Below are 12,188 nucleotides of genomic sequence, written 5' to 3'. Positions count from 1 at the left end.
TTCTTTTTTGTTCTATTTGGTTCTAGGAGTGGAGAAACTGGTTGAATGATAGCCATAGCGACCATGACTAAGATCATCAGAGTTGAAAAGACGATTCATCGTAATCAGCAGCGCCTGAAACTCTTGTGTGATCGGGATGATGATTTGATGCGGCTGGTGCGACTGATTGGGGACTGTCGGTGGAGTGCGACCCTGAGTTGCTGGCACATTCCTTACTATGCCAATCATCTGGAATTTTTGAACCGGAAGTTTGGTGGACAGATCAGTTTTGTACCGATGCAGGATGTGCTGGTGCAGGAAGCAAATGAAGCAGATGCACCATCTTATGACCAGGCCAAATTATCCAGACAGGTGCAGATTCCATCTGCCTTTGTGGAGCAGATGAAGATACGGCGGTACAGCCAGAATACGATCAAGGCCTATACTTCTACCCTGGCTCGGTTCCTCGAATTTAATAGTGATCGGGAGCCGGACCAGATCGAGCCGGGGCGCATACGCGCCTATATGCTGCATTTGGTGGAGTATACGGATCTCTCAGCCAGTTACCAAAACCAGGCGATCAACGCGATCAAGTTCTATTTTGAAGCGGTGCTGGGCTGGTCAGTTGATCCCATTGTGATTCAGAGACCCAGAAAAGCGAAGAAGCTGCCAACCGTGTTGAGTGAAGAAGAGGTCGCGCTGATTTTCAAGCAGATCAACAACCTGAAGCATAAGTGTGCAATCTACTTGATCTATTCTGCGGGATTGCGGCGAAGTGAAGTTCTGAATCTTAAGCCAACGGATATTGATTCAAAACGGAATTGCATCAACATTCGGGATGCCAAAGGAAATAAAGATAGGATTACGCTTCTATCGCAGAAGGCTCTGTTGTTGCTGCGGGAGTATTACAAGCAATATCGTCCGAAGGAGTGGTTATTTGAAGGAGTCAACGGAGGAAAGTACAGTACTACTAGTCTACGTAAGATATTGCAACGGGCTGTGGAGAACGCGGAAATTAAAAAGGAGGTGACGTTACACACGCTGCGACATAGTTTTGCGACTCATCTACTGGAGCGGGGGACGGATCTACGGTATATCCAGTCGTTGCTAGGTCATAGTAGTTCGAAGACAACGGAAATCTATACGCATATTACGTCCAAGGGATTTGAGAATCTGAAATCGCCGTTGGACGATATGGATGTGTGAGAAGGTGCACATATACCTCTGATTTGGCAGTATATGTGCACCTTTTGAGTAATGACACAGTAGAAATAAACGCACTAGTGTCGTTTGTTTCCAATGTTATAGGCGATGAAGAAAGCCTATAACATTGAATAGCACAAAATTTTAAAAGGTTTGAGATATGTATGAACAAGTAGAGAAATCTAAAGAGAATAAAAGCCAATCGGTAGTGAATAAGATTATTCAAAAACAGAGCGGTGGTGTGTCTACTTTTCAGTTTGTTGACAACCGACCTGAAGCTATTGCTCAAAGAAAACTGCAAGAGGTGGCCAGTAATAGTCCGAAAATCTCTCAGCTAAGAGCCTTGCAGGACATGACTAACAACGGCCCGCAGGCTAAACAAACTGCTCAATTACAAGCGTATGCCTATGCTCAAGGAACCGATATTCATATAGCCGCTGGTCAGGAAAAGCACTTGCCACAAGAGGCTTGGCATGTAGTGCAACAAATACAAGGAAGAGTAAAACCCACCATGCAGATGAATGGTGCTGTAAACATTAATGACGATGAAGGCTTGGAGAAAGAGACTGATGTGATGGGAAGCAAGGTTGTACAAATGAAACCTAACGAAAAGACGGTTTCTACAGTAAAAAAAAGTAGTGAAAGCACTGTGTTACAAGCCAAACTTTCATGGACAGATGCGACTATTGAAAATCATGAATCAAACATAGGTGGTTCTTTTGAAACGTACCGTAACATCTTAGATGCACTTAGAAGATACCACACCTTTTGGAAAGTTAAAGATGATAATGAGCCAGATATCATGATACCACGCTTGGAGCTGATACTGGATAGGTGTCAATCACAACTTGACACCTATCCAGAAGAAAACAGAAACCAAGCGGTTAAGGAATTAATGTTTTTTACATATAATGAAATTGAGCGAATATATGCTTTGAAAGGATTAACAGGTAAGGACAATTTATGGCAAGAATATTACGACATAGAAGACTCCTTGAATGCTCTAATCAAATCTTGGAATCACTGGCCTATCACGGGTTTAATAACAGCAGCGCAACAATTATGGGGAGTTATAGAGAGTAAAATTGAACGCTTAAAGCAGTCTGAAGCAAGAGTACTTACTTATGCTGAAACCATTGATTTCGATACATCCAAATCAGAAATGCAAGAAAGAGTGAATATAATTAGGGCATTTATCCCTGTTTTGGACAAAGGTAGGGACAACTTGGCCCTCGCCGGTCAAAAATTACAGGAAGCAGACCAATTATTGCAGACAATTGATAAACTATTGATCTATCATAATACGGCGGGAGTGGCCAGAACAGATATCCTGGCAGGACAAGTCAATGCTCAAAGGGCTAGAGTCACAATCTTTGCGACGCAACAAAATATTTTGGCCAAGCAAACAAATTATGACCAACGCACCGCGATCGACTTAAATACATCAAACCTGGAGCAAATCACGCAAAATGGTTATAATGCAACATTGCGATATGGGATAATTCCCTCAGTGCAGACTATCCTTAATGCGCTAAATATTTATACGGCAGATGCCCAATTCCAGGCGGCATCGCAATACGGCAATCTCAATTTGACAAGAGGGGCAACGAGTGATCCATTTTGGCAATCTCTCACCTTACAACAAAGGGCAAGATTAAACCAAAAAATAAATGGATTTACTCCAAATACATGGAGAGTAGCTGGTTACCCTAGGACTCGAGATAAACAAAATGGATATGCAGGGAGAACTATATTAATTCCAACCTTAACCGGGGGATTCCCACTTGCTGTTTCAGGAGAAATTGTTCATGATTGGATTTTTAACACTCCCGATCATGGTCATTCAGCCCAAAAAATGCATCAATTAGTAACGTTGGCTCTTGCGCAGCAGCCATATCAAGCTGGTCCTAATTTTCAATGTCAAGCACAACGAAACGGTGGAAACCCAGAAGTCTTTACTTGGAGTAACTTGGCATTACAAGTGATTGTTGCTAATGGGAATACTTTGGTGACCTATTATAATGCTCTGTAATTTGTTCAAAATTGATGATTTTTTAGACGCAAATTATATGTAAGCATATTTTGAGAAAATAATTTATTTCGGACTTCGGACTTTCCTTATGTTCAAAAAACATGCAAATGACCTCGTAATATCAAAGTTACCCCTTTATTACGAACTATTAAACAGAAAAAAGAATACGCCATAACAATTGGGCTAAAAATCATTAAAACGCTTTTTAGCCCAATTGTTAACAAGCACTCTTTCAAATTGGTGCATGATAGAAATGTCACAACTTTGGATGACGCGGATGAGTTATAGGGCGGTAGGGTGCGTCACTAAGAACCTCGTAGGGAGTGACGCGTCGCATTACTCCCAAACTTAGTTTTTTCCCACTACCTGGCCAATGCGTCTCAAAATCTGCAAAATTTCACACAGTTCCTGATTAGACGTCATCGCGGCAAACACTCGCGAGAAACTATACTCTCCGCCCTGTGAACGAGCAACCTTCACAAATACCGAATTATCACCATTGGTCATCAGCGCAAAACTGGGTTGTTCAGCCTGAGGATTCGCCATCAAATAAGCCAGTGTTTGCGGTAATGCCGACCATACCGACAACGCTGTCTTCTTAGATTCCAGCACAACTACCCAAAACTGTTCTTTGAGTACTAGCACATCTAACCGCCCCTGCAAAACCTCCTCTGGATCCTCCAGGGTAAGCTGTACCGACTCCTCCGCCCTGAGTCTAAATGGAGGATCATAAAATCCCGCTAGAGTCAGCAGTGGTGATGCAAACAGGAGCGTTACCGTATTTTCTAATAGCTGTCCCTGGGAACGTTGATACAGATAACGCCGACGCAGCTCTGTCAAGCCTGCCCTATCTATATCAGTGAGCGCTGGTAAATCAGTACACCATTCCTGAAAAAAATTATCTTCCTCTGTCCGACGCAGGCAGAAACGCTGTTCTGCCTCGATCAGGGTAGTAATCGCTTCTGTGATAGCAACTGACATTATTTGGACTATTTCTACTGCTCCATTGTAGCCAATACCCTCAAAATGTTTCGCCAGCACACCCTACCGAACTTTCCTATCAAGGTGATCTATCTGCAATGCTGCGTTACGCTTCGCTAACATGCCCTAATGATTTCAATCGCTAGTTGCGATTATTATGGTGCTACATACATATATTTTTATTCCTGAGCGGTTTATCTGTCTTAATCAGCTTTAGACCCATGCGATGTCATAGGCAAATAGCCTAAGGAAATCCAGCCCCATGTTTGAATCCACCCAGCGTAAACGAGACAAGCAGCCTCAAACGAAGTCCGAAGCAGATAACTATTGGCTCCCCGTGCAGCAACAGCAAAATATTAGTGGGACTCCAATGCAGCGACAGGCAGCACTGCATTACGATGTTGATGCCATGCTAGACACCGTATCATCAGAGCAGGATACCGCCGTTCAACGACAAAGCAACGAACAAGCAAACGAAAACCACACCGGCATGCCCGACCGGCTAAAGTCGGGCTTAGAACAGCTTTCCGGCTTTGACCTATCCAACGTGCGCGTTCACCGCAATTCTGCCAAACCAGCCCAGCTAAACGCCCTCGCCTACGCCCAGGGACAGACCATTCACCTCGGTCCTGGCCAAGAAAAACAGCTGCCCCACGAAGGTTGGCACATCGTACAACAAATGCAGGGTCGGGTAAGGCCCACTATGCAAGCTCACGGGGTAGACATTAATGACGATGTTGCCTTAGAACGAGAAGCTGACCGCATGGGAACCGAAGCCGCTCGCGGATAATGATAGTAAACGGTTCCTTGACAGGATAATGCCCATTACCCGGTGACGGCATGAACCCAGATCAAGTGTCTCAAAACGCAGCCTGTATTGATCTTGAACTCACCTGGTTCAGTACCCTGCTAGAGCATCGCATAAAACTATATTTTGAAGGCGAACCACCTCCGGATGACTTATTTGCCATCATCCCACCACCGGAGCTACGTCACAACGATGCGCCCTACGCCACTCTCGTGCATCAGCTTCATCTACAGCCAGAAGACCGTCTGGTCCTTTGTCTATGCCTGATCCCCCACCTTAAGCCCCATCTCCTCGACACATTTTTTATCCGCAACCAAAACCTTGATCGCGGCTATACCGAATTTGGCGGCCTCACTGGCAATGTCCACAGTGGCTTTCTCCCCACCTGCGAAACCGCTATGTTTTTACTGGCTGGAGATAATCTCTCTGCTCGCTTACGCTACGACAATCTCTTCCAGCCCAAACACATCCTATTTACCCAGGGCATCCTCACCCTGGACTATCCACACCAAAACGAACCACCCCTCTGCGCAGCCCTCAGCCTTAGCCCTGAGTATCGCCAACAACTCCTCACCGGGCAGCCCTACACCCCTGCCTTTGGTGCCAAATTTCCCGCCCAAGAAATCACCACCGCCTTAGACTGGGATCATCTTGTGCTTAATCCAGCCACCCGCCAGGAGATTGACCATATCCTGGCCTGGGTGCAAAACAAAGATCTGCTGATGGACCATTGGCAGCTAAAACAGCGGATTAAGCCCGGCTATCGTAGTCTTTTCTATGGTCCCCCAGGCACTGGCAAAACCCTAACGGCCTGTTTACTAGGTAAAAAGGTGGGTTTACCTGTGTTTCACGTTGAGCTATCTAACGTCCTGTCAAAGTACATTGGAGAAACTGAAAAGAACTTAGCCAAACTGTTTGATCGGGCCAATTATCATGATTGGATTCTATTCTTTGATGAAGCTGACTCCCTATTTGGCAAACGATTAGAATCCCAAAGTTCCAATGACCGGGCGGCCAATCAACAGGTTTCATACCTGCTACAGCGCATTGAAGACTATGCAGGTTTGGTCATTCTCGCCACAAATTTACAGTCTCATTTAGACAATGCCTTTGCCCGTCGGTTTCAGTCTATGATTCGGTTTCCCAAACCCAACCCTGAGCAACGCCTGCAGCTGTGGCAAGATACGTTTATCAACAAGCCTTTTAAAGTGGCTAAAGACGTCGATTTTGAAGCATTTGCCCATGAGTATGAGCTAACAGGCGGTAACATTATCAATATTCTGCACTACGCCTGTGTCAAAGCCGTTAATCGTAAACCACAAAAGATCCACAAAGACGATGTGCTCAACGGCATCCAGCGCGAGCTACAAAAAGAAGGCAAGTTAAATGGCTCAGCCTATAGCTCCTGGGATAGCCTGCCCACAGTCCCTAAGAAAAATAGCAATAGCCCAACTGGGAAACCCCTTTGGTTAGGCTCATCGATAACTATGGAATAAGGTTGTTTATATCTAAACAAATGCCACTCGGGTATCAAATATTGATATCCGTCGGTTGCACTAATGTTTGCAGATATTGGATCGCCTCACTGGGCGACAATAAAATAAATTCTCCCTGTCGTAATAGCTCATACTGGCCGCCTCGATACCCATGGGCCGTAATTAATTTCTTTTCCGTTGCTTCAGTGGCGAGCTGATATAGCTGATTAACGCTAATGGAATCCAGTTCTAAGTTCATTTGATTTTTGAGAGGATCTTAACCTTGACAAGTTCAATCTGACTAATGTGATGTCACCGTCATGTAGCAAAAGCCATTAGATAAACGGCTTCAAAAGGATGTTCTTGGTTTATAAGAGAAATCTGAGAACATCCTTAGCGCCTTGGAAATCCTTGAATATTGGCACTAGATAGATTTGTATTACGCTTCCATAGGGCTAAATTACACATAACGCATCTCTTAATTATGCAGACTTCAATCTTGAAATCAACTCTTTTTCATCAAGCATTATTAACTTATGTCCTAAGTATAGAAATGTATCTTTAACTTCAGAAAATCAATCTTACGGAACGTTTGTAACATCGCCGTAACACAGCGATGTTTCTCCTGCTTAAGTAAACCTTGTTCAAGGAAAAAATACTTTTATATTGAAAACTTCTTGATGTCTTTGCTGTGGACATTGCTATGGATTGATTTTTGTCAATGTTGAGAGATTTAACTTCGAGATCTTTGAAAAAATAAATTTGTTATGGTAGAAACAAGGCTAATGAGAATTTGTCACGCTTTTTTGATGGCTCTGGCCTAAGGGTCAGTTCAGTTGAACTAAAAAGTTTTGCGCTACAGAGACTTATATATTTACAAACGCCCCAAGCATTAATCCCAACGGAGGAGAGCCAGAATGGCATTAGACTACTTTGCCCCCGGTGTTTACGTTGAAGAAGTAGACCGAGGCAGTCGCCCAATAGAAGGCGTTAGCCTGAGTGTTGCCGGGTTTATTGGGTTTACCGAAGATGTTCGGGGCGATGCCGAACTGTTTGAGCCGATGATGATAACAAACTGGGCTCAATATTTAGAATTCTTCTCTAAACCGGGTTCCGACGGATTTACCGACTATGGCGCTTATTTACCCTTCGCGGTGCAAGGTTGGTTTATGAATGGGGGTGGCCGTTGTTGGGTGGTTAGTATTGGCACGCAGCTGCCAGGATCACCCCAACCCACGGCTGCTGATAATGCCACTAAGATGCTGACGTCAAGTGGTAAACCCTCGCTGTCATGCTATCTCAAGGAGAGTTCGTCGGAAGAGGGGGGGCTCCTAGCGTTACCCTCTAGCAGTGGGCGGTTGACGCTTACGGTGATGAATGGCGAACCAAAGCCATTGCCTGACGATGCTCCTGACGATGCAGAACCTCCTATTAATAATGGAGAGTATTTCACGGTAGTGGTGAGCAACGGCAGTGAAGAAGTTGAACGATATGAGCACCTCTCCATGAATCCGGAGGTGGAAACAGCCCTTGCTGACTATGCAGTGACGGCCTTAGAAGCCTCAGAATTTGTCACAATTGAAAATATCTCGCAATCAGGGCAGGCCCTCTCTCGACGTCCGGCCAATGGTTCCTACGAAATTGCGCCACCTCCCTATGTGGGTACTCCCGATCGATTTAATCGCGATCTCCAGGGCAATCGAGATGATCGCACGGGTATTCAGGGGCTATATGAAGTGGATGAAGTTTCCATGGTGGCCTGTCCTGATTTATTGCTGGCCTATGAGAGGGGGCTGATTGATATTGATCAGGTGCATGGTGTCATGGAAATGATGCTTAGCATGTGTGAAAATTCATTCCCTGGACCGGCCTATCGCATGGCGGTGATTGATCCTCCCCCTGTGAAGCCGGGTAAGAGTATGGACCCGGTGGCTCCCAGTCGACAACGTCCAGCGGATGTGGCCAAATGGCTCAGTTTGTTTAATCGTCGTTCCATGTTTGGGACAACCTATTATCCATGGATAAAGGTGGCCAATCCTCGCGATGGTGGACGACCTAAATTGGTGCCTCCTTCCGGTCACATGATGGGTATCTGGTGTCGCACAGATGAATCTCGCGGTGTCTTTAAAGCTCCTGCCAATGAAACCCCGAGGGGGGTGATTGGTCTGGCCTATGAGACCAATATGCGTGAGCAGGAGTTACTCAACCCGCTGGGGATTAACTGTATTCGCAACTTTGCCAGCTATAACCGGGGGCTCAAGGTTTGGGGTGCCCGCACCTTAGTTGAGCCCGACAATGTGCAATGGCGCTACATTAGCGTGCGCAGGCTGCTCAGCTACATTGAAAAGTCCATTGAAATTGGTACCCAATGGGTTGTCTTTGAACCTAACGATCAAGATCTTTGGGCTAGGGTCACCCGCACCGTTAGCAACTTTTTAGAAAGGTTGTGGCGGGAAGGTGCCTTAATGGGAGGCGCTCCAGCAGAATCGTTCTATGTGAAGTGTGATGGTGAACTCAACACCCATGACACAATTATGTTGGGACGTCTCTATGTTGAAGTGGGCGTTTGCCCCGTGCGTCCAGCAGAATTTGTTATCTTCCGCATTAGTCAGTGGGCACCGAATCAGTAGTAGTTTTAAGGCTAATGCTAACTGAGCTGACTGTTTTAACTAGGTATTAAGGCCCCTTAATGCCTAGTTAAAGAAATAGTTCACCTGTAATCCAAGAGAAAGGAGTGATTTTATGGGCGAGTTAGTTAAACCCATTGCCCCCAGTAGTTTTTACCTGGAATTGGCAGGAGTATGTGAAGGGGAAAAGTCCGTCTTTAAAAGTGTTACTCTCCCTGACTATACGCCGAAAGTCCAGGGCGGGCAACAGGCCGTGGGGACTACTAAAGGGGGTAAAACCATTTGGCAGGTAAACTCTGCTGGTTTTGAAGGGTTGTTTACCCTTGACTGTGTCACCATTGCCAGTGGTGACGGTGATAGTACCAGTAAAAAACTCTACGAGTGGTTCGAAAAGTGTTTGCCCTCGTCCAATGGTGGTAAGAGTAAGTGGACTGATAATAAGGTAGAAGGCAGCATTACGGCTTATAACACCGATGGAGAGGAAATTGCCCAATGGCAATTTACAGAAGCTTGGCCATCTAAATATAAATGTGCCGATCTCGATGTGACAGCTGATGCTTACATTGAAGAGACCTATACCATTACCTGCGAAAAGTTTAACCGTACCAAATAGTTTAATTAGAGGAAATAATGGTTCAATATCTCACCAATTCTAAGTTTTACTTTGAAATTGATGGTGTTACGTCTTTAGCTGTGAAGACCTGTAGTGGTCCAGAGATTGAAATGGAAGTGGCTGGAGGCGATGCGGCCATTGGGGTAACCAAGGATGCTAAAACCCAAACCCAGGCAACCATTGGTGGTGTAAAATACAACGCTACCGTGACATTAACCTATGTGGCAGGTAATGAAGGCGATCAGAAAAAGCTCTCTGATTGGTATAACGATTGCCACCCAGATACCTTCTCGGGAGGTGCTTCTAAAGCGATGGATAGTCGTAAAACGGGCTCTTTGGTGATTTACGATCCTAATGGTAAGGAGGCTATGCGGTATAACTTTATTGATTTGTTCCCAGGCACCAAAAAACAAATTAGCAGTCTGGCGGTGGATAGTGGCGGTAATTTAGCAGAAGATACGTTAGAACTTTATTTTACTCAAGTTGTACGAGCTAAATAAATCTTGTCCACGTCCAGACCTGGAGTTTTGTCGTAGAGAAACCTCCAGGTTTCAACTGGGATGTGGTTTAGGTTGAATAATTACTGAGCTGTTGTTGATCAGGAGATCGATTATGTTTCCTGAGATTTTAACCAAGGCCAAGTTTTATCTAGAGCTAAAGTTAGATGGGAGTGTGGACTCCACGGATGGTTACTTTATGGAATGTTCTGGATTCCAGAGATCGCAAGATGTGATTGAGATCACCGAAGTCACTCCCCAGGTTTGGGGAAAAGATGGTAGCAGCCATGGCCACGTGGTGCGCTCAAAAATTCCAGGTAACAGTTCTTATCCCAACATTACGCTGAAGCGGGGGCTGACGGTGTCCATGGCCTTCTGGGATTGGATGGATACCATTGGCAGGGGTAACTGGAGTAAGCAGCGTCGCAATGGGGCCTTATGTATCTATGGTCAGTCGGGACAAGAACAGTTTCGGTTTGAGTTTATGGGGGCCTGGCCCGTCAGCTATAAAATCTCTGATCTAGATGTCAAAGGAGCAGATCACAATATTGAAGAAGTGGAAATTGTGATGGAATCCCTCAAACGGATAAAAGTCTAGTTTTGTAAAACTCACATAGTTATTATGTCGACGATTCAACTCAGTAACAACAATATGGGTCTGGCCCCACCCAAGACAAAGCCTTCGCTTCAGCCCATAGACCCACCACCGAATCCTATAATAGAGCCACCTGGAACTCCTGGTGGTCAAGACAGTCCAGTGGGTCTCCAGTCAGGTCCTCAAACTGAATTTTCCTTTGAATTACCCATTGGTTATGTAGATGCCGTGGGCCAATCCCACCGTCGAGGCATTATGCGTTTGGCCCGTACTGTGGATGAAATTGGACCCATGGCCGATCCACGGGTCCAGGCAAATCCCGCCTATGCCACTGTGATTATTCTGGCTCAGGTGATTTTATCCTTAGGTACCTTGACGGATGTGAGTCCGGTGGTGATTGAAAATATGTTTGCAGGGGACTTAAATTATTTACAAAATTTCTATCGCAAGATAAATCGTCTTGAAGAGTAAAGCAGCGGTGCTCCCATGACTGACCACAACAAAAAATCCATGACTGGGGCTGAAAATGCGACATTTTTACCTCCCGTAGGGCCAGTATCTAACCCGACTGGTTTTGTGGCTCCAGTCATTTTGCGAAGTGATCAGCCTGCGGAAGTAAAACAAATGATGGCCCGAGTTGCAGCTCAGGTAGCCCATGACCCCATGGCGATGCAGCAGTTTTGCGATCGCGTCTATCAACTACTTTGTGACGATATGCGAGCACAGTATGAACGAGCCCATAGTTATAGGAGACGCTGTTAGTTTCAACAGTGTTAGTCTCCAAGGTGCGTCCATAATTATCCATTTTATCCACAACGGGAGGTGATCGCAGTGGCAACCGACAATAAAACTGTCACATCCAATGCCGCGAACTACGTTACCACCAATCGTTTCTACGTTGAAATCGAAAGTAAAATCACCGCCTCGTTTACGGAATGTAGCGGCCTAGGAGTCCAGGTAAAAAAAGAAATGGTCGAAGAGGGTGGCTTAAACGATCAGCAGCGTGTTTTATTAGGTAAGCCAGACTTTTCAGATGTAACTCTGAAGCGCGGTCTCAGTGAGAACAAAATATTTTGGGATTGGCTCAGCGCATTGTTTCAACCCAGAACCGTGGGAACTAATATCAAAGAGCATCGCCGCAACATTAACATTTTAGTATTTAACCAGGCTGGTACCATTCAACAGTGCTGGACCTTGATTGGGGCTGTGCCCATTGGTTGGCAAGCACCGTCGCTCCAAGCCGATGGTAGTGCTGTAGCCATTGAAGAACTGACAATAACCTATGAAGGATTGAATGTTACCTTTGGCAATGGCGGCGGCGGTGCTACCATTCTCTCCAAAGGTCGTTCTGACACTGGCTATTTTGAGAGTAAGTAAC

13 protein-coding genes are annotated in these 12,188 nt (G+C 45.4%); 11 read left to right on the top strand and 2 right to left on the bottom strand.

Features of this window, described 5'->3' with window-relative positions; translation table 11 throughout:
• Window positions 1–63 precede the first annotated feature (63 nt).
• Window positions 64–1,185 (top strand): site-specific tyrosine recombinase/integron integrase, encoded by a 1,122-nt coding sequence (gene xerA, locus DXZ20_RS18430; protein WP_163699735.1) that lies wholly within the window; start codon window positions 64–66, stop codon window positions 1,183–1,185.
• A 157-nt stretch (window positions 1,186–1,342) separates the two neighbouring features.
• Complete coding sequence (locus DXZ20_RS37580) at window positions 1,343–3,214, top strand: DUF4157 domain-containing protein (protein WP_250565822.1); 1,872 nt, start codon at window positions 1,343–1,345, stop codon at window positions 3,212–3,214.
• A 348-nt stretch (window positions 3,215–3,562) separates the two neighbouring features.
• On the opposite strand, the gene DXZ20_RS18420 is transcribed toward DXZ20_RS37580, so the two are convergent.
• On the bottom strand, window positions 3,563–4,195 hold the full coding sequence (locus tag DXZ20_RS18420; protein ID WP_163699733.1) for a type I restriction endonuclease subunit R: 633 nt from the start codon (window positions 4,193–4,195) through the stop codon (window positions 3,563–3,565).
• A gap of 262 nt (window positions 4,196–4,457) precedes the next feature.
• Here DXZ20_RS18420 and DXZ20_RS18415 point away from each other — a divergent pair, with 262 nt between their 5' ends.
• Window positions 4,458–4,985, top strand: a complete 528-nt coding sequence (locus DXZ20_RS18415; RefSeq protein WP_163699731.1) for an eCIS core domain-containing protein — start codon at window positions 4,458–4,460, stop codon at window positions 4,983–4,985.
• A gap of 50 nt (window positions 4,986–5,035) precedes the next feature.
• Window positions 5,036–6,499: an ATP-binding protein gene (locus tag DXZ20_RS18410; protein WP_163699729.1), complete on the top strand. Its 1,464-nt coding sequence runs from the start codon at window positions 5,036–5,038 to the stop codon at window positions 6,497–6,499.
• 34 nt (window positions 6,500–6,533) lie between these two features.
• On the opposite strand, the gene DXZ20_RS18405 is transcribed toward DXZ20_RS18410, so the two are convergent.
• Complete coding sequence (locus DXZ20_RS18405) at window positions 6,534–6,737, bottom strand: hypothetical protein (protein ID WP_163670271.1); 204 nt, start codon at window positions 6,735–6,737, stop codon at window positions 6,534–6,536.
• A gap of 658 nt (window positions 6,738–7,395) precedes the next feature.
• Here DXZ20_RS18405 and DXZ20_RS18400 point away from each other — a divergent pair.
• The 7 genes from DXZ20_RS18400 (at window position 7,396) to DXZ20_RS18370 (ending at window position 12,187) form a co-directional block, all read left to right on the top strand.
• Window positions 7,396–9,108: a phage tail sheath family protein gene (locus tag DXZ20_RS18400; protein ID WP_163670269.1), complete on the top strand. Its 1,713-nt coding sequence runs from the start codon at window positions 7,396–7,398 to the stop codon at window positions 9,106–9,108.
• A gap of 112 nt (window positions 9,109–9,220) precedes the next feature.
• Window positions 9,221–9,718 (top strand): phage tail protein, encoded by a 498-nt coding sequence (locus DXZ20_RS18395; protein WP_163670267.1) that lies wholly within the window; start codon window positions 9,221–9,223, stop codon window positions 9,716–9,718.
• 17 nt (window positions 9,719–9,735) lie between these two features.
• Window positions 9,736–10,218: a phage tail protein gene (locus DXZ20_RS18390; RefSeq protein ID WP_163670265.1), complete on the top strand. Its 483-nt coding sequence runs from the start codon at window positions 9,736–9,738 to the stop codon at window positions 10,216–10,218.
• A gap of 109 nt (window positions 10,219–10,327) precedes the next feature.
• Window positions 10,328–10,813, top strand: a complete 486-nt coding sequence (locus tag DXZ20_RS18385) for a phage tail protein (RefSeq protein ID WP_163671841.1) — start codon at window positions 10,328–10,330, stop codon at window positions 10,811–10,813.
• A gap of 24 nt (window positions 10,814–10,837) precedes the next feature.
• Entirely contained in the window at window positions 10,838–11,281 is a 444-nt protein-coding gene (locus DXZ20_RS18380; protein WP_163699727.1) for a hypothetical protein, read from the top strand.
• A 15-nt stretch (window positions 11,282–11,296) separates the two neighbouring features.
• A complete protein-coding gene (locus tag DXZ20_RS18375) occupies window positions 11,297–11,572 on the top strand; it encodes a hypothetical protein (protein ID WP_250565821.1) in 276 nt (91 codons plus the stop codon).
• Between the two features lie 69 nt (window positions 11,573–11,641).
• Window positions 11,642–12,187 (top strand): phage tail protein, encoded by a 546-nt coding sequence (locus DXZ20_RS18370; RefSeq protein WP_431732038.1) that lies wholly within the window; start codon window positions 11,642–11,644, stop codon window positions 12,185–12,187.
• Window position 12,188: the final 1 nt, after the last annotated feature.

The sequence above is a fragment of the Adonisia turfae CCMR0081 genome, from assembly GCF_011009555.1.
GTDB lineage: Bacteria > Cyanobacteriota > Cyanobacteriia > Phormidesmidales > Phormidesmidaceae > Leptothoe > Leptothoe turfae.
The sequence above is the reverse complement of the archived record's forward strand: the minus strand, read 5'-3'. Positions and strand labels throughout refer to the sequence as shown.

Excerpts from the sequence above, each read along its gene's own strand:
- xerA (WP_163699735.1), top strand. The coding sequence starts at position 64 with ATGACTAAGATCATCAGAGTTGAAAAGACGATTCATCGTAATCAGCAG.
- DXZ20_RS37580 (WP_250565822.1), top strand. The coding sequence starts at position 1,343 with ATGTATGAACAAGTAGAGAAATCTAAAGAGAATAAAAGCCAATCGGTA.
- DXZ20_RS18420 (WP_163699733.1), bottom strand. The coding sequence starts at position 4,195 with ATGTCAGTTGCTATCACAGAAGCGATTACTACCCTGATCGAGGCAGAA.
- DXZ20_RS18415 (WP_163699731.1), top strand. The coding sequence starts at position 4,458 with ATGTTTGAATCCACCCAGCGTAAACGAGACAAGCAGCCTCAAACGAAG.
- DXZ20_RS18410 (WP_163699729.1), top strand. The coding sequence starts at position 5,036 with ATGAACCCAGATCAAGTGTCTCAAAACGCAGCCTGTATTGATCTTGAA.
- DXZ20_RS18405 (WP_163670271.1), bottom strand. The coding sequence starts at position 6,737 with ATGAACTTAGAACTGGATTCCATTAGCGTTAATCAGCTATATCAGCTC.
- DXZ20_RS18400 (WP_163670269.1), top strand. The coding sequence starts at position 7,396 with ATGGCATTAGACTACTTTGCCCCCGGTGTTTACGTTGAAGAAGTAGAC.
- DXZ20_RS18395 (WP_163670267.1), top strand. The coding sequence starts at position 9,221 with ATGGGCGAGTTAGTTAAACCCATTGCCCCCAGTAGTTTTTACCTGGAA.
- DXZ20_RS18390 (WP_163670265.1), top strand. The coding sequence starts at position 9,736 with ATGGTTCAATATCTCACCAATTCTAAGTTTTACTTTGAAATTGATGGT.
- DXZ20_RS18380 (WP_163699727.1), top strand. The coding sequence starts at position 10,838 with ATGTCGACGATTCAACTCAGTAACAACAATATGGGTCTGGCCCCACCC.
- DXZ20_RS18375 (WP_250565821.1), top strand. The coding sequence starts at position 11,297 with ATGACTGACCACAACAAAAAATCCATGACTGGGGCTGAAAATGCGACA.